14 protein-coding genes and 1 pseudogene are annotated in these 15,206 nt (G+C 69.4%); 11 read left to right on the top strand and 4 right to left on the bottom strand.

What is annotated here, in order from left to right; all coding sequences use genetic code 11:
* Positions 1-2: 2 nt before the first annotated feature.
* On the bottom strand, positions 3-1,346 hold the full coding sequence (locus NO978_RS08405) for an ABC transporter substrate-binding protein (RefSeq protein WP_257299117.1): 1,344 nt from the start codon (positions 1,344-1,346) through the stop codon (positions 3-5).
* Between the two features lie 161 nt (positions 1,347-1,507).
* Between NO978_RS08405 and NO978_RS08400 the strand changes: the two genes are divergently transcribed.
* From NO978_RS08400 to NO978_RS19950, 8 genes and pseudogenes are all read left to right on the top strand, one after another.
* Positions 1,508-3,442 carry an acetate--CoA ligase gene (locus NO978_RS08400; RefSeq protein ID WP_257299116.1) on the top strand — a complete coding sequence of 645 codons (1,935 nt, stop codon included), beginning with the start codon at positions 1,508-1,510 and terminating at the stop codon, positions 3,440-3,442.
* Between the two features lie 158 nt (positions 3,443-3,600).
* Positions 3,601-5,250, top strand: coding sequence for a bacterio-opsin activator domain-containing protein (locus NO978_RS08395; RefSeq protein ID WP_257299115.1), 1,650 nt, complete (start codon positions 3,601-3,603; stop codon positions 5,248-5,250).
* Between the two features lie 219 nt (positions 5,251-5,469).
* On the top strand, positions 5,470-7,458 hold the full coding sequence (gene acs / locus NO978_RS08390; protein ID WP_257299114.1) for an acetate--CoA ligase: 1,989 nt from the start codon (positions 5,470-5,472) through the stop codon (positions 7,456-7,458).
* Between the two features lie 76 nt (positions 7,459-7,534).
* Positions 7,535-7,954 (top strand): DUF4212 domain-containing protein, encoded by a 420-nt coding sequence (locus tag NO978_RS08385; protein WP_257299113.1) that lies wholly within the window; start codon positions 7,535-7,537, stop codon positions 7,952-7,954.
* A complete protein-coding gene (locus NO978_RS08380) occupies positions 7,951-9,672 on the top strand; it encodes a VC_2705 family sodium/solute symporter (protein WP_257299112.1) in 1,722 nt (573 codons plus the stop codon). The genes NO978_RS08385 and NO978_RS08380 overlap by 4 nt, the downstream gene beginning before the upstream one ends.
* Positions 9,673-9,674: 2 nt before the next feature.
* The gene (locus NO978_RS08375; protein WP_257299111.1) at positions 9,675-10,139 is read left to right on the top strand and encodes a universal stress protein; all 465 of its coding nucleotides are present in this window, start codon (positions 9,675-9,677) and stop codon (positions 10,137-10,139) included.
* A gap of 1 nt (position 10,140) precedes the next feature.
* Positions 10,141-10,359, top strand: coding sequence for a hypothetical protein (locus NO978_RS08370; RefSeq protein ID WP_257299110.1), 219 nt, complete (start codon positions 10,141-10,143; stop codon positions 10,357-10,359).
* A 56-nt stretch (positions 10,360-10,415) separates the two neighbouring features.
* Positions 10,416-10,547, top strand: a pseudogene (locus NO978_RS19950) (MFS transporter); the annotation flags it as partial.
* Here NO978_RS19950 and NO978_RS08365 read toward each other — a convergent pair.
* Positions 10,536-11,123 (bottom strand): hypothetical protein, encoded by a 588-nt coding sequence (locus tag NO978_RS08365; protein ID WP_257299109.1) that lies wholly within the window; start codon positions 11,121-11,123, stop codon positions 10,536-10,538. The pseudogene NO978_RS19950 and the gene NO978_RS08365 overlap by 12 nt on opposite strands.
* A gap of 104 nt (positions 11,124-11,227) precedes the next feature.
* Here NO978_RS08365 and NO978_RS08360 point away from each other — a divergent pair, with 104 nt between their 5' ends.
* Together NO978_RS08360 and NO978_RS08355 are read left to right on the top strand one after the other, a co-directional pair.
* Entirely contained in the window at positions 11,228-12,217 is a 990-nt protein-coding gene (locus NO978_RS08360; protein ID WP_257299108.1) for a VOC family protein, read from the top strand.
* Between the two features lie 3 nt (positions 12,218-12,220).
* Complete coding sequence (locus NO978_RS08355) at positions 12,221-12,907, top strand: alpha/beta hydrolase (protein ID WP_257299107.1); 687 nt, start codon at positions 12,221-12,223, stop codon at positions 12,905-12,907.
* 58 nt (positions 12,908-12,965) lie between these two features.
* On the opposite strand, the gene NO978_RS08350 is transcribed toward NO978_RS08355, so the two are convergent.
* Positions 12,966-13,676, bottom strand: coding sequence for a TIGR00266 family protein (locus tag NO978_RS08350; RefSeq protein ID WP_257299106.1), 711 nt, complete (start codon positions 13,674-13,676; stop codon positions 12,966-12,968).
* Between the two features lie 99 nt (positions 13,677-13,775).
* On the bottom strand, positions 13,776-14,981 hold the full coding sequence (locus NO978_RS08345) for a CaiB/BaiF CoA-transferase family protein (RefSeq protein WP_257299105.1): 1,206 nt from the start codon (positions 14,979-14,981) through the stop codon (positions 13,776-13,778).
* Between NO978_RS08345 and NO978_RS08340 the strand changes: the two genes are divergently transcribed.
* Positions 14,980-15,186, top strand: coding sequence for a hypothetical protein (locus NO978_RS08340; protein ID WP_257299104.1), 207 nt, complete (start codon positions 14,980-14,982; stop codon positions 15,184-15,186). The two genes, NO978_RS08345 and NO978_RS08340, sit on opposite strands and share 2 nt — an antisense overlap.
* The last annotated feature ends 20 nt before the right edge of the window (positions 15,187-15,206 follow it).

Here is a 15,206-nt window from a genome sequence, read left to right as displayed (position 1 = left end):
GCTCAGATCCAGGGCGGGCTGGCGTAGTCGGCGGTTGCGAGGTTCTCGGGGTAGATGACCTCCTGGCTGCCGTCCTGCCACTGCTGGAACAGCGGCCAGACCGTGTCCTGACCGTACTTCACGTCGTGGGCGTACTCGTGGTCGGGGCCGTAGTACTCGATGGTGCCCGCGGTGCCCCGGTAGGAGCTGTCCTCCAGTTCCGTGACGACCTCGTCGGAGCTGACGTAGCCCGCACTGGAGACCGCCTGTGCGTACTGCTTGACGGCGTCGAACGTGATGTAGCCGGTGTAGACGGGGGCGCTCCCGAACTCGGACTGGTAGGCGTTCGCGAACGGCACCGTCTTTTCGGTGACCTCGGACTTCGGGGTCGCCGAGTTCTGCGTGATGCCGAACTGGCACGCGCCCTCGGTCGCCGCCGAGTACGAGGGCAGCTGCATCGGCACGTGGATGCCGCCGAACTCGAAGCCACGCTGCTGTCGCGCCCACTGGACGACGGCGGGCGTTCCCGTGTGGGCCATCGCCGTCAGTACCGCGTCCGCCCCGGTCGACTCGACCTCGTCGTAGATGGGCGTGAAGTTCTCCGTGCCGCTGGCGTAGCGCTCGCGCATCACGACCTCGACGCCGGTGTCGCCCAGCTGGTCGTCGAGCGCCTGCGAGACGGGGCGGGTCCACTCGTAGTCCTCGACGAGGACCGCGATCTGTTCCCAGCCCATCTCGTCGAACATCGCCTCGCCGAAGTCGACGAGGTTCGTGCCGAGGTGGTAGGCGTTGATGGGCCCGGTCCGGAAGTGGTACTTGTACTCGTCGTAGTTCTCGTGGACCCGGGCACTCGCCTCGGGTGTCGCCGCGCCGGTCGTCAGGTGGACTTTCCCCTGGTCAGCGATGTCGTCGAGGACGTTCAGGAGCACCTCGCTGGTGAAGATGCCCGTGGTCGCGTGGACCTCGTCGTCGAGGATGAACTCCTGGTACTTCTGCTTGCCAGTGCCGGGGTTCTCCTTCGTGTCCTTGACGGTGACCTCCACGTCGTAGCCGTCGACGCCGCCGTTCTCGGTGAGCTGCTGTGCCGCGAGCCGCGCCCCGTTCGCGATGGACGCACCGATGGGGTCGTTTGCGGGTTCGGGGGCGAGAACGCCGATCTTGAGCGGCCCGTCGAGCTCCTGGCGTCCGCCACCGTCGCTCCCGGCGAAGCTGTCGAGACAGCCCGCCGTGAGAGCGAGTCCGGTCCCCGCCCCAGCCGCCTTCAGTAACGGCCGGCGACGGACGATGGCGTCGCGGGTGCCACCCTGTCCCGCATCTGTTTTGCCCTGTGAGTCTGCGCCCGTTTTTTGCTTACCATCGTTAACCATACTCGACTCACTGCTTTACCCTAATGATACTTAATACACGGGGTCTGTTGCCATGTAACATGGAATAGTTGGATGAGTGCAAGGAGATATTAGGGCGCTGCTCGTCGCCCGCTCCCCCGGTGGGCCGAAGCCTTATGCGGCCGAACCCGTATGTCCAACCGATGACTGAGCCGGACGGACCGCAGGATGGCGACGTGGTCGACCCGCCGGCCTCGTTCGTCGGGCAGGCGAACGTGGGGTCGGCCGAGGCGGCGTCGTTCGACGCGCCGTGGCCGGACTGCTGGACCGCGGCGGCCGACCGGCTCGACTGGCACCGCGGGTACGACACGGTTCTCGACTCGGCAGACGGCGGACCGCCGTTCCGCTGGTTCGGGGGCGGCGAACTCAACGCCTGTGTGAACTGTCTCGACCGCCACCTCGACGAGCGGGGCGACGAGGTCGCGCTCGTCTGGGAGGGCCACCTCGACGAGCGCGTCACGTACACGTACCGCGAGCTGTTCGACGAGGTGAACGCCGTCGCTGCGGGGCTACGCGACCTCGGCGTCGGCGAGGACGATGTCGTGACGACGTACCTCCCCTCGATTCCGGCCGCGGTCGCGGTGATGCTCGCCTGCGCCCGCATCGGCGCGGTCCACAACGTCGTGTTCGCCGGCTTCTCGGCGGACGCACTCGCCACACGGATGGAGCGTGCGGGCTCGCGCTACCTCGTCACCTGCGACGGCTACTACCGTCGCGGCGAGGCGGTGAACCAGCGCCGCCGCGCCGACAACGCGCGGATGGCGCTCCCGTACGACCTCGACGGGACGGTCGTCGTCGACCGGCTCGCGGCCGGGAGCAGCCACAGCCAGGACGAGGACAGCGCCCGCTACGACGACCTTCTGGCGGCACACGAGGACACGACCGTCGAGCCGGTGCCACGCGAGTCGTCCGACCCGCTCTTCAGGATGTACACCTCGGGCACGACGGGCGAGCCGAAGAGCGTCACCCACACCACCGGCGGCTACCTCGCGCAGGTGGTCTGGACGACCGAACGCGTCCTCGACGTCGACCCCGGGACGACCATCTGGGGGACCGCCGACCTCGGCTGGATCACCGGGCACTCCTACGTCGTCTACGGCCCGCTCTCGCTCGGCGCGACGACGGTCCTGAGCGAGGGGAGTCCGGACGCCGCCGACCGCGACCGCCCGTGGGAAGTCGTCGCGGCGAACGACGTGAACGTCCTCTACACCGCCCCGACGGTCGTCCGCTCGTTCATGAAGTGGGGGACGGAGTACCCCGAGGCCCACGACCGGTCCAGTCTGCGCCTGCTGGGGAGCGTCGGCGAGCCGCTGGACGCGGAGACGTGGCACTGGTACCACGAGCACGTCGGCGGCGGCGACTGTCCGGTGGTCGACACCTGGTGGCAGACCGAGACGGGGGCGGTGCTGCTGACGACCTTGCCCGGCGTCGATTCGATGAAGCCCGGGTCGGTCGGTCGCCCCCTGGCCGGCATCGAGGCCTCCGTCCGCGACGACGCCGACGCGGTCTGTGGGCCGGGCGAGCGAGGCTGGCTCTCCGTCGACCGCCCCTGGCCCGCGATGGCGCGCGAGCTCGCGACCGCCAGCGAGTGGGGTGCGGTGGCGGACGCCCCCGAGCGGTGGCGCTACCGCGTCGGCGACGAGGCGGTGGTCGACGAGGACGGCTACGTCACCGTGCTCGGCCGGGTCGACGACGTGCTCAACGTCGGCGGTCGGCGGTTCAGCACCGCCGAGATAGAGCACGCCGCCGTCCAGGTCGACGGCGTCGCCGAGGCGGCGGTCATCGGCCGCGACGACCCCGACATCGGGACCGCCATCGTCGCCTACGTCACCACGGAGGACGGGCCGGCGGGCGCTGCGGTCGCGCGTGACGACGTCGACGCGGCCGTCTCGGCAGCCATCGGTGCGGGCTCGACCCCCGACGAGGTCGTGTTCACGCCCGACCTGCCGAAGACGCGGTCCGGCAAGATAATGCGCCGACTGCTCGGCGACATCGCGAACGGCGAGGACTACGGCGACACGAGCGCGCTGCGCAACCCGGAGGTCGTCGGCGAGCTGGAGGCGCGCCAGCGCGAGTAGATCGCCTCGCCACGCCGACAGGGTTTCGTTGCTGACAGAGATGCGAACTGGTTGAGTGGCAGATGTGTTCGGACCCTGATTACTGACGATCTAGATACCCGAAATCGCGGTGTCTGTGGCGATACAACTATTTCGCTGGCTGTGGAAACACGAAACAGATGAGTCGACCTCTCGGCGACGCCGGCTACGAGCGACTGCGGCGGCACGCCGAGAGCCACCGCGAGGACCTCGTCTGCCGCCTCTGTGGCGAGGCAGGGCTCCGTCCGGCGGAGGTGACACAAGTCACACCGGACTCGGTCGTCCCGGTCGACGACGCGTTCCTGCTCGACATCCCGGACCGGACGGCGTTCCTGCCGGCCGACGTGGCGCACGACCTCCGGCTGTACGTCGACGCGACGGACTGCGCCCCCGACGAGCCGGTCGTCGACGTGTCGCCGCGGCGCGTCCAGATGCTCGTCCGCGAGGTGGCCGACCGCGCGGCTGAGGCGACGGGTGACGCCCGCTTTGCGGACGTGTCGAGCCGGGACCTCCGCGAGCAGTTCCTGCTCCGACACCTCCGGGCCGGCGTCGACCCCCGTGTCGTCGCCGAGGCGGCCGGGTTCGACAGCGTCGCCGGCCTCGCGCCCTACCTCGACGAGCCGTCGGGCGTCGAACTCGCGGCGGCGCTCGCAGCGGGTGACGGCAACGACGACGGCGAGCTGTCGGCCCGGTCCCGTGCGGCCGTGGCGCTCCTCGCGACGCTCGCCGGCGAGTTCGCGTCCGTGACGACGACGGACGAGTTGTTCACCGGGCTCTGTGACCGTCTCGTGGCGGTCGACGGCTACGGGTCTGTGTGGGTCGCTCGCGCGACCGACGACGGGCTGGAGCGCCGGGCACACGCCGGCTTCGACGGGGGCGTCGTCGACACCATCATCGCGGACCACGCCGACGACCTCCACGCGGTCCTGCGCTCCGGCACACACCGCGTCCTCGACCTCGGGGGCGACGACGCGGCCGTCTGTGTCCCCGTCGGCGCGACCGAGGGCGCGGAGCGGCTGCTCGGTGTCGGCGTCGCGGCTCCGGTCGGCGACGCCGAGACCGACGCCCTCGTGGCGATCAGCGGGCTGGTCGGCCGGGCCCTCGACGCCGTCCGTCGCCGTCGCCGGCTGGTCGCCGACGTGATTACCGAGCTGCGGTTCTCGGTCCGCGACCCCGGGGCCGTCCTCGTCGACCTCTCGGCCGGGCCGGCCGACCGCGTCGAGGTGACCGGCGTCGTTCCGGGCGGTCCCGGGCTGGTGCTGTACGCCGTCGTCGCGGGGGCGACACCCGGCGACGTCTCCGACGCATTCGCCGACGACGAGCGCGTCGAACGGGTGCGCTACGTCGACGACGCCGCCGACGGACCGGTCGTCGAGCTCGCGGTCGCGTCCTCGCCGGCGCTGACGCTCGCTGACCTCGACGCCCGCGTCGAGTCATACGTCGCCGAGGACGGTGCAGGTTCGCTCGTCGCGACCGTCGCGGCCGACGCCGACGTGCGTGCGGTGGTCGACGCCCTGACCGAGCAGTACCCGGCGGCGAGCCTCGGCGCGAAGGAGACCGTCGAGCGCACGGTCGACCCCGGCGCGGGGTTCTCGACGTCGCTACGTGACGACCTGACCGAGCGTCAGGCCGCGGTCCTCCGGGCGGCGTACCACGGCGGCTACTTCCAGTGGCCCCGCGAGTCGACCGCGGAGGAGCTGGCGGATTCGCTGGACGTCGCGTCGCCGACGCTGCACAACCACCTGCGCGTCGCCCAGTCGAAGCTGCTCGACGCGTACTTCGAGGGCTGACCGCTGCTCGGCGGCAGCGAGCGCGACCGGCGGCTAACTGTCTAGAGACGACCGGTGGCGAGCCGAAGCCAACGGTGACGGCCGGGAGAGAAACCAGCGACAACCGAAGCGGCGTTTGAGGCGCTGGAACGCCTGAAAACGGGGGTCACAGTGGGTTCGGGTAGCTTCCCGGTCCGATTAGCGCCCCCGCTTTTTACGTGGGATGTTGGCTGATGACGTATGTCGGACGACCCCGACGTCGACCTCGAGGCGCGGCTCGAGGAGACGGCAGCGTTTCAGCCACCGGAACAGTTCGTCGAGCAGGCAAACGTCTCGGACCCGGACATCTACGACGAGTTCGAGGCGAACTGGCCAGCGTGCTGGGAGGGCGCGGCCGACCTGCTCGACTGGGACGAGCCGTACGACCAGGTGCTCGACGACTCGAACCCGCCCTTCTTCGAGTGGTTCACGGGCGGCGAGCTGAACGCCTCGTACAACGCGCTCGACCGGCACCTCGACGACCGCGGCGACGAGGTGGCCATCGAGTGGATCGGCGAGCCGACCGCCGAGGCGAACCGGTCGTACACCTACGCGGAGCTGCATCGCGAGGTGAACGAGTTCGCGGCGGGCCTGCGCGACCTCGGCGTCGAGGAGGACGACATCGTGACGATGTACATGCCGATGGTGCCGGAATTGCCCATCGCCATGCTCGCCTGCGCACGCATCGGCGCGCCGCACTCGGTCGTCTTCGCCGGCTTCTCCGCCGACGCGCTCGCGACGCGGATGAACGCCGCTGACTCGGAGTTCCTCGTCACCTGCGACGGCTACTACCGCCGCGGCGACGCGCTCGAACACAAGGCGAAGGCCGACGACGGGCTGGCCGGCGTCGACCACGGCGTCGAGACCGTCGTCGTGGACCGCCTCGGCGACACCTACGACCACCCGACGAGCGCACACGACCACGCGTACGGGGACCTCGTCGCGGCGAACGAGGGGACGACCGTCGAGCCGGTGTCACGGGACGCCGAGGACATGCTGTTCCTGATGTACACCTCCGGGACGACCGGCCAGCCGAAGGGGGTGAAACACACCACCGGCGGCTACCTCTCGTGGGTGACATGGACGAGCCAGGCCGTCCTCGATATCGAGCCCGAGGACACGTACTGGTGTTCGGCGGACATCGGCTGGATAACCGGTCACAGCTACATCGTCTACGGCCCCCTCTCGCTTGGCACCACGTCGGTGATGTACGAGGGGACGCCGGACCACCCCGAGAAGGACCGGCTCTGGGAGATCGTCGACGAGTACGACTGCACGCAGCTGTACACCGCGCCGACGGCCATCCGGGCGTTCATGAAGTGGGGGTCGGAGTACCCCGAGGCCCACGACCTGTCGAGCCTGCGGCTGCTCGGCACGGTCGGCGAGCCGATCAACCCCCGGGCGTGGAAGTGGTACTACAAACACATCGGCGACAAGTCCTGCCCGGTCGTCGACACCTGGTGGCAGACCGAGACCGGCGGCATGATGGTGACGACACTGCCCGGTGTCGGCGAGATGAAGCCCGGCTCGGCCGGCCCGCCACTGCCGGGTCTCGACGTCCGCATCGTCGACGTGGACGGCGACCCCGTCGAGGAGGGACGGGCCGGCTACCTCACCGTGAACAGGCCGTGGCCGGGGATGCTCCGCACGCTGTACAACAACGACGACCGGTTCGTCTCCGAGTACTGGGCCGAGTACTCCGACACGGAGAGCGACGACCCTGACGACTGGGTGTACTTCCCGGAGGACGGCGCGAAGGTCGACGAGGACGGCTACATCACCGTGCTCGGTCGGGTGGACGACGTCGTCAACGTCTCCGGGCACCGGCTCGGGACGATGGAGATCGAGAGCGCAATCGTCGGCGTCCCAGGCGTCGCCGAGGCCGCCGTCGTCGGGGCCGACCACGAGCTGAAGGGCGAGGCCGTCTACGCCTACGTCATCACCGAGGACGGCTACGAGGGGGACGAGGAACTGCGGGAGGCCATCGTCGAGGGCGTCGAGGAGGCCATCGGCCCGATCGCCCGCCCCGAAGCCGTCGTCTTCACACCCGAACTGCCGAAGACGCGCTCGGGCAAGATCATGCGCAGACTTCTGGAGGACATCGCCAACGACGAGGAGCTCGGCGACACCTCGACCCTGCGGAACCCGGATATCGTCGACGATATCGCCGCGAGCGTGGGGGACGACTGACCGCCAGGGCTCGCGACCGTTCGCTTTCGCTGTTGCACCGCTCACGACCGCACGACACACGACCACGACACGAACCATGTCAGACACAGACACTCACGACACCGAGGCGCACGCACCCGTCGAGACTGACGGCGGCCACGACACCGCCGACTACCTCGACGCGGAGATACACCTGTTCAAACCCGCGACGCCGTTCATGCGGGACCACCTCAGGATCATCTGGACGATGTTCGCGGTGTGGACGCTGTTCGTCTTCGGCCCGGTCGTCGCGACCTATCTCGCGACCGACTTCATGACGAGCACCACGGTGCTCGGCTTCCCGCTGCACTACGCGCTGACGGCCATCGGCGCACCGGGCGGCGCGCTCCTGCTCTCGTTCGTCTACGCACGCCAGCGCGACAAGCTCGACACGAAGTACGGTATCGACCACTCGACGGGCACCGACACCAACAGCGGCGACGCCGTCGCCGCGACCGACGGAGGGACCGACGAATGACGGCCGTGGCCGGACAGGCGGCGCTCGAGCCGCTCCAGCTCCTGCCGGACGCGCTGAACGCCTCGTTCAAGCTCGTCCCGGCCATCATGGTCTCGCTGATGCTGCTGCTCTTTCTCGGCATCGGCTACGCCTTCCGCGTCGCGGACACGGAGGACCTCTGGGTGGCCGGGCGGTCCATCGGCAACGTCGAGAACGGCATGGCCATCGGCGCGAACTGGATGTCCGCCGCGTCGTACCTCGGGATGGCGGCGCTCATCGCCCTCTCGGGCTACTACGGGCTGGCGTTCGTCGTCGGCTGGTCGACGGGTTACTTCATCCTCCTCATCTTCCTGGCCGCGCAGATGCGCCGGTTCGGGAAGTACACCGCGCCGGACTTCGTCGGCGACCGCTTCGACTCCGACGCCGCCCGGGCCATCGCCGCGCTGACCACCATCCTCATCGGCTTCGTCTACTCCGTCGGCCAGGCCCGCGGGATGGGCCTCGTCGGCATCTACGTCTTCGGGGGTGACTACGTCACCATGGTCGTCCTGCTGATGGCCATCACGGTCGGCTACCTCGCCCTCTCCGGCATGCTCGGGGCGACGAAGAACATGGCGGTGCAGTACGTCATCCTCATCGTCGCGTTCCTCGCCGGCCTGTACGCCGTCGGCTTCAGCCAGGGCTACTCCACCATCGCACCGCAGATCGAGTACGGCGCACTGCTCTCGCAGCTCGACGCCGAGTTCACCGAGCCGTTCGCGACCGGTGGCATCTACATCTGGGTCGCCACGGCGTTCAGCCTCATCGTCGGTACCTGCGGGCTCCCGCACGTGCTCGTCCGGTTCTACACCGTCGAGAGCGAGCGCACCGCGCGCTGGTCGACCGTCTGGGGACTCTTCTTCATCTGTCTGCTCTACCTCTCTGCACCCGCGTTCGCCGCCTTCGGTACCGACCTCTACGCGAACAGCGTCGGCGACGTCTACGGCGCGAGCGGGATGTCCGGCGCAGAGGGCGACGTCATCGTCGTCATCGCCAGCCAGCTCGCGAACCTGCCGACCTGGTTCGTCGGGCTGGTCGCCGCGGGTGGTATCGCCGCCGCCATCGCGACCACTGCGGGGCTGTTCATCGCTGCCTCGTCGGCCGCCGCACACGACATCTACACGAACATCATCAACCCCGAGGCAAGCCAGCGCCAGCAGCTCCTCGTCGGCCGCGCGACCATCGTCGGTCTCGGTGCGGTCGTCACGCTGTTCGCGCTCGACCCGCCCGCACTGGTCGGCGAGCTCGTCTCCTACGCGTTCAGCCTCGCGGGGCTCGTCCTGTTCCCCATGTTCTTCCTCGGGCTCTGGTGGGAGAACGCCAACCGGCAGGGCGCGCTCGCCGGCATGACGACCGGCCTGCTCATCTGGGTCGCCGCCATCGTCAACGAGGTGCTCCCGGCGTACGTCGGCTTCCTCAGCGCCGGCGAGAGCGGTGCCATCGTCCCGCTCTACGCGGATATCTTCCCGGCCATCGGGGCCGCGCTGGCGGGCACGCCCATCGTCTTCGCGGTCACCATCCTCGTCTCGATGGCGACCGCCGAACCCGACGAGGAGATAAAGCGTATCGTCCGGCAGTGTCACAGCCCTGAGCCGATGGGCCAGCAGCAGTCGGCCGAGGAGGTCGCCGCCACGGACGGCGGCACCGACGCGGTGACCGACGGTGGCAAGTCGGTCGCCGATGGAGCCACGGAGGACTGACCATGTACGACAGAATCCTCATCCCCACGGACGGTAGCGAGACGGCCGAACTCGCCGTCGAACGTGCACTCGCCATCGCCGAGCAGTTCGACTCCGCGGTCGACACGCTGTACGTCGTCGACACCGACGCGCTCGAACTGAGCCTCGGCACCGAACAGGTCGACCGCGTCCGGTCGGGCCGCTTCGGCGAGATGGACGAACTCGAAGCGAAGGCCCGCGAGGCGACCGACCACGTCGTCGAGGCCGGCCGCGAGCGCGGCGTCGACGTGACCGCGCACTTCCGGGCGGGCCAGCCCCACAAGGTCATCGCGGACTTCGCCGAGGACCGGGACGTCGACCTCGTCGTGATGGGCAGCCACGGGCGCTCGGGCGTCCGGCGGGTGCTGCTCGGCAGCGTGACCGAGAACGTGCTGCGCTCGACGCACCGGCCCGTCATGGTCGTCGACGAGAACGGGGAGGGCGACTGAGATGGTCGACACCGCCACCCTCGTCGATCACGTGCGCGAACACCGGTCCGGGATGGCACTCGACCTCGCGTTCGCGGTCGTCTGGGTCGCCGTCGTGACCGCGCTGTTCCGGGGACTCGGTAGCCCGCAGTGGGCGTACCACCTCGCACTGGCCGGCGGTGTCGTCGCCTACTACGGCTTCTTCGGCTCGCTGGCGGGCGTGCGGGAGCGGGAGGCGTAGCGGAGCCCCCGCCCGGGACCGACGGACAGTTCTCCCACCCAGTCCACGGAGACGCCGTCTTCCCCATCCTGCCGAGCCTCGGCGCGGTGCTCGACATCTCGTCGTTCATCTTCGGGGGCATCCTGTGCGTGAACCGGTTCGTCCGGCTGGTCGACGAGGCGCCGGCTGACTGGGGCTCAGTCGTCGAGGTAGCTGACGAACACCAGCCCGTCGGTCTTCAGTTCGTACTCGACGTCGGTCGAAAGCCGGGTGTAGTCGAACGGCGCGGTGACGAGGTGGAAGCCGTTCGGCGTCTCCCGGCGCAGGTGGACCGTCGTCCGGTCGCGGAGCGTTGCCGCGAGCGCGTCGGCGTCGGCTACCGTCGCGTCGTCCAGGTCGAAGACGAAGTTCGCCTCGTCGCGGCAGCCGTCGGACTGCAGCGTGGACTTGAACTCGCTGTCGACCCGCCCGAACTTCCGCAGTACGTCCGTGGAGCCGTTGAGTCGCGCCTCCAGCCAGTCGTCCATCGACCGGCGGAGCGCGAACAGCGCCTGCTGGGTGTTGCGTGCGTTGGCGGTCAGGTAGAGCCGGTACGTCGCGTCGAACCGCGAGACGGCGTGGTCCAGCTCCGCGACGGCGGGTTCGAGCTCGTCCGCGTCCTGCACCACCGTACGGATCGCCGAGGGCCCGTCGAGCACGTCGTTCTCCTTCGACCGCGCCAGCGCGAGCAGCAGGTAGACGCGTTCGGGGCCGAACTCGCAGTACTCGCGGAGGGTCGATTCCATGGTGGCCGTCGGTTTCGGCGGCGGCCCCAAAGCTGTCCCGGGACCCCGTCACGGTGTCCCGAAGCGGCGGCAGGTACAACCGGTCGGCCCGCGAACCACGACCAATGGCGACGCTCACAGACTCGCCCGGTATCCACCACGTGACCACCATCGTCGGCGGGGCCCAGTCGAACGTCGAGTTCAACGTCGGGGTGCTCAGCCTGCGATTCGTCAAGCGGACCGTGAACTACGAGAACATGCTTGCCTACCACCTCTACTACGGCAACGGGACCGCCGACCCGGGCACCGTCCTCACCTGCTTCCCGTACCCGAACGACGCGCCCGCACGCCTGGGCAAGCCCCAGTGGGAGTCGGTGGGCTTCGCCGTGCCGCCCGGGTCGCTCGGCTACTGGGCTGACCGCCTCGACGACCACGACGTCGAGTTCACTGGGCCGGTCGACCGCTTCGACGAGCGCCTGCTCGGCTTCACCGGCCCGGCCGACACCAGCGTCGAACTCGTCGCCGCGGAGAGCCCGGTCGAGCCCTGGACCGACGGCTCAGTCCCCGAGGAGCACGCCATCCGGGGCATCCACGGGGTCACCGCGCTGTCGGCGAACCCGTACGCGACCGCCGGGATGCTCGACACGCTGGGCTTCGAGCTGGTCGGCGAGGAGCCGGCCGGGGTGGAGTCCGACGAGCGCGGCGGCGAGGCGGACTCCGAGGGCACCCGCGTCCGCTATCGCGCCGGCGGCGATCACGCCACCGTCGTCGACGTGCTCGACCGCGCCGCACCGTACGGCCGCGAGGGAATCGGCACCATCCAGCACGTCGCGGTCCGCGTCGAGAGCGTCGACGAGCTGTACGACTGGCACTCGCTGTTCCGCGAGCGCGACTTCGACGTCTCGCGGGTGCGGGACCGCAACTACTTCCACTCGCTGTACGTCCGCGACCCCGGCGGCATCCTGTTCGAGCTGGCGACCGAGACGCCGGGACTGGCCAGCGACGAGGCCGTCGAGACGCTCGGCGAGTCGCTGGTCCTGCCGGACTGGTTCGCGGAGGACCGCGAGCTCATCGAGTCCCAGCTACCGCCGCTCTCCGTGCCGGGGCTGGACTGAGCGATGGCGGGCGACGACCCCGACGCGGCCGCAGCCGGCGACGAGGGCCCGGACCCGCACGCAGAGCAGCCGGTCGTCACCGCCGGCGCACCGAGCATGGCGGCCGAGGTCGCGGTGGTGCTCGTCCACGGGCGCGGGGCGACCGCCGACGGCGTCGTCAACCTCGCCGAGTCGTTCTACCGCCACGGGGTCGCGTTCTTCGCGCCGCAGGCGTCCCGGAGCCGCTGGTTCCCGTACGCCGCCGCCGCGCCGGTCGAGCGCAACGAACCGCACCTCTCCTCGGCGGTCGATGCGGTCGAGCGGGCGCTCGATACGGTCGCTGACACCGGGATTCCACCGGAACGGACCGTCCTGTTCGGCTTCTCGCAGGGTGCGGCCGTCGTCACGGAGTGCCTCCGCCGCCGGCCGCGACCGCTCGGGGGTGTGGTCGTGCTCTCGGGCGGGGTCGTCGGTCCGCCGGATCGGTCGTCACCCGACGTTGCCGGCTCGCTCGGCGGGACGCCCGTGTTCGTCGGCTCGGGCGACGCGGACGAGTACGTACCAGTCGAGCGGGTCCGGGAGACAGCCGACCTGTTCCGCGCACTCGACGGCGACGTGACCGAGCGCATCTACGAGGGGCTGGAACACGGCATCAGCGAGGCGGAGTTCGACCTCGTGCGGTCGCTGCTCGACGACCTGCTCGACGGTTGAGGCGGCGCTGGTGGTCCGTCGGTGGCAGAGAGAAACGCGCCGGTTCGTGGCCGTCGCCTCAGATGAAGTCGGAGACGCTGGGGCTGTCGTCGCCGTTCTCCTCGTCGCCATCGCCCATGTTCTGGAAGACGATGGGGTCGCGCGTCTGGAGCCAGACGCGGCCGTCGCCGGAGAACTTCGAGACGTAACCCTCGCCGCCGAGCATGGCGGACTTGACGCCGCCGTCCCTCTGCCGGTCCAGGTTCAGCCCGTCCGTCCAGGCGACGAGGTGGTCCTCGTCGACGACGGTGGGCTCACCCGGCGACACGTCGGCCTCGTACACGGAGCCGTACGCCGAGAGGAACGCCATGCCGGTGCCGTCGAGCGCGAGCACCTTCAGCTGGCCCGAGGAGAACAGGTTCCCCGTCTCGTTCATCGCCGATGACTTGTTCACGTTCGTCCCCCAGGCGAGCGTCGAACCGGACTGGGACTTGATGCGACCCGTCTCGCCGAGGTCGAACGCGACGACGTCGCCGGGGTGGTCGGGTGCGAGCACGACGTTCGCGCCGGACTCCCGTGCCGTGAATTCGCTCGTGACGAGGTCCTTGCTGCTGCTGACGGCACTCTTGACCATGCCGCCGAGCCCGCCGTCTCCACCGACGTTGGCCTCGGTGTCCATCGTCTCGCTCCGGCTCACCATCGCGCCGGTCTTCGCCGTAATCGACTCCCCCCGGTCCATCGTGACCTGCAGTATCGCGTTGCTCGGTCGCTTCCGGATGTCGAACTCCATACGAGTGTAGTCGAGTGGCGGCCGACTAATATGTTTTCACACTGATGTCAATAGTGCTGATTTTTAATACTGATAACGAGAGTGTGAGGCTGTCGAGGCTCACTCGCCGTCGCCGAACGCGCCCACGGCGGCGAGTTCGTTCAGCCGTTCCTCGTCGTAGCCCACCTCGCGGAGCACCTCGCGGGTGTGCTCGCCGAGTTTCGGCGGCAACTGGTCGAAGCCGCTCTCGGACCGCCCGAAGTTCAGTGGGTGCTCGATGACCGGCACCGTGCGCTCGCCGTCAGAGAGCTCCGTCATCACCCCGCGGGCCTCGGTCTGTTCGTTGTACAGCGCGTCCTCGGGCTCGTTCACGGGTCCGGCGGGGATGCCGGCGCCCTCGACCAGCAGGTCCATCCACTCGTCGGTCGTCCGCTCGGCGAACGAGGGCGCGAGTTCGGCCTCCAGCTCGTCCATGTGCTCGACGCGGTCCGCGTTCGTCTCGAACCGGTCGTCGTCGGCCAGTTCGGGTCGCCCGATGGCCTCACAGAGCCCCCGCCAGAGCTTCTGGTTCAGGCAGGCGACGTTGAGGTAGCCGTCGGCCGTCTCGAACGTCTGGTACGGCGCGAGCACCGGGTCCTTCGTGCCCATGCGCTCCGGCTGCTCGTCCGCGAACACCTTCCCGGCCTGCTTCGTGAGCCAGGGCAGCGTCGCGTCGAGCATCGCGAGGTCGATGTACTCACCTTCCCCGGTCACCTCGCGCCGGTACAGCGCAGTGACGATCCCGAATGCGGCCCACATCGCGGTGATGAGGTCCGTCTGCGGCAGGCCCACCTTCACGGGCCGGCCGTCGGGCTCGCCGGTGACGCTCATGATGCCACCCATCCCCTGCACGAGCAGGTCGTAGCCCGGGCGCTGGCGCCACGGCCCCGTCTGGCCGAACGCCGAGATGGCGCAGTACACAACGTCCTCGTTCACCTCGCGGATGGAGTCATCGTCGACGTGCAGCTTCTCGGCGGTCCCGGGCCGGTAGTTCTGGACGAACACGTCCGCCTCGGCGACGATGTCGTACAGCGCGGCGAGTCCCGCCTCGTGCTTGAGGTTCAACTCGACGCTGCGCTTGTCGTAGTTGATGGTCCAGAAGTACGGCGACTCGCCGTCGACAAACGGCGGGCCAGAGTGCCGGTTGTCGTCGCCGACGTCGGGGCGTTCGACCTTGATGACCTCCGCGCCCTGGTTGGCGAGCATCAGCGACGCGAACCCACCCGTGACGAACGTCGTCAGGTCGACCACGGTGATGCCGTCGAGTATTTGCCCGTCGAGTTGCATGCTACCAATCCGCGTGCCCCTGGCGCAAAAAGGTTCGTCCCGGCATCCCGACGCCCGCTTCTTCACGCCGGAGGAGCTCGCGGCTTCCGAGCACGAGCTGACGGACACGCACGTCCAGCGCTCCGGCGGGAGTCTGACGTGGCTGGTCGCGGAGGCGACGGTCGCACTCGCCTCGTGCCGGCCGCCGTCGTCGGCGCCGCGGTAGTGTCGGCGTCCCCGGCGGCC

The sequence above is a fragment of the Haloarchaeobius sp. FL176 genome (assembly GCF_024609245.1).
Classification (GTDB): Archaea; Halobacteriota; Halobacteria; order Halobacteriales; family Natrialbaceae; genus Haloarchaeobius.
The sequence above is the reverse complement of the archived record's forward strand: the minus strand, read 5'-3'. Positions and strand labels throughout refer to the sequence as shown.

Bases quoted from the DNA above. Each gene is read 5' to 3' on its own strand.
- NO978_RS08375 (WP_257299111.1), top strand. From the start codon at position 9,675: ATGTACGACAGAATCCTCATCCCCACGGACGGTAGCGAGACGGCCGAA.
- NO978_RS08370 (WP_257299110.1), top strand. From the start codon at position 10,141: ATGGTCGACACCGCCACCCTCGTCGATCACGTGCGCGAACACCGGTCC.
- acs (WP_257299114.1), top strand. From the start codon at position 5,470: ATGTCGGACGACCCCGACGTCGACCTCGAGGCGCGGCTCGAGGAGACG.
- NO978_RS08355 (WP_257299107.1), top strand. From the start codon at position 12,221: ATGGCGGGCGACGACCCCGACGCGGCCGCAGCCGGCGACGAGGGCCCG.
- NO978_RS08400 (WP_257299116.1), top strand. From the start codon at position 1,508: ATGACTGAGCCGGACGGACCGCAGGATGGCGACGTGGTCGACCCGCCG.
- NO978_RS08385 (WP_257299113.1), top strand. From the start codon at position 7,535: ATGTCAGACACAGACACTCACGACACCGAGGCGCACGCACCCGTCGAG.
- NO978_RS08340 (WP_257299104.1), top strand. From the start codon at position 14,980: ATGCTACCAATCCGCGTGCCCCTGGCGCAAAAAGGTTCGTCCCGGCAT.
- NO978_RS08360 (WP_257299108.1), top strand. From the start codon at position 11,228: ATGGCGACGCTCACAGACTCGCCCGGTATCCACCACGTGACCACCATC.
- NO978_RS08345 (WP_257299105.1), bottom strand. From the start codon at position 14,981: ATGCAACTCGACGGGCAAATACTCGACGGCATCACCGTGGTCGACCTG.
- NO978_RS08395 (WP_257299115.1), top strand. From the start codon at position 3,601: ATGAGTCGACCTCTCGGCGACGCCGGCTACGAGCGACTGCGGCGGCAC.
- NO978_RS08365 (WP_257299109.1), bottom strand. From the start codon at position 11,123: ATGGAATCGACCCTCCGCGAGTACTGCGAGTTCGGCCCCGAACGCGTC.
- NO978_RS08380 (WP_257299112.1), top strand. From the start codon at position 7,951: ATGACGGCCGTGGCCGGACAGGCGGCGCTCGAGCCGCTCCAGCTCCTG.
- NO978_RS08350 (WP_257299106.1), bottom strand. From the start codon at position 13,676: ATGGAGTTCGACATCCGGAAGCGACCGAGCAACGCGATACTGCAGGTC.
- NO978_RS08405 (WP_257299117.1), bottom strand. From the start codon at position 1,346: ATGGTTAACGATGGTAAGCAAAAAACGGGCGCAGACTCACAGGGCAAA.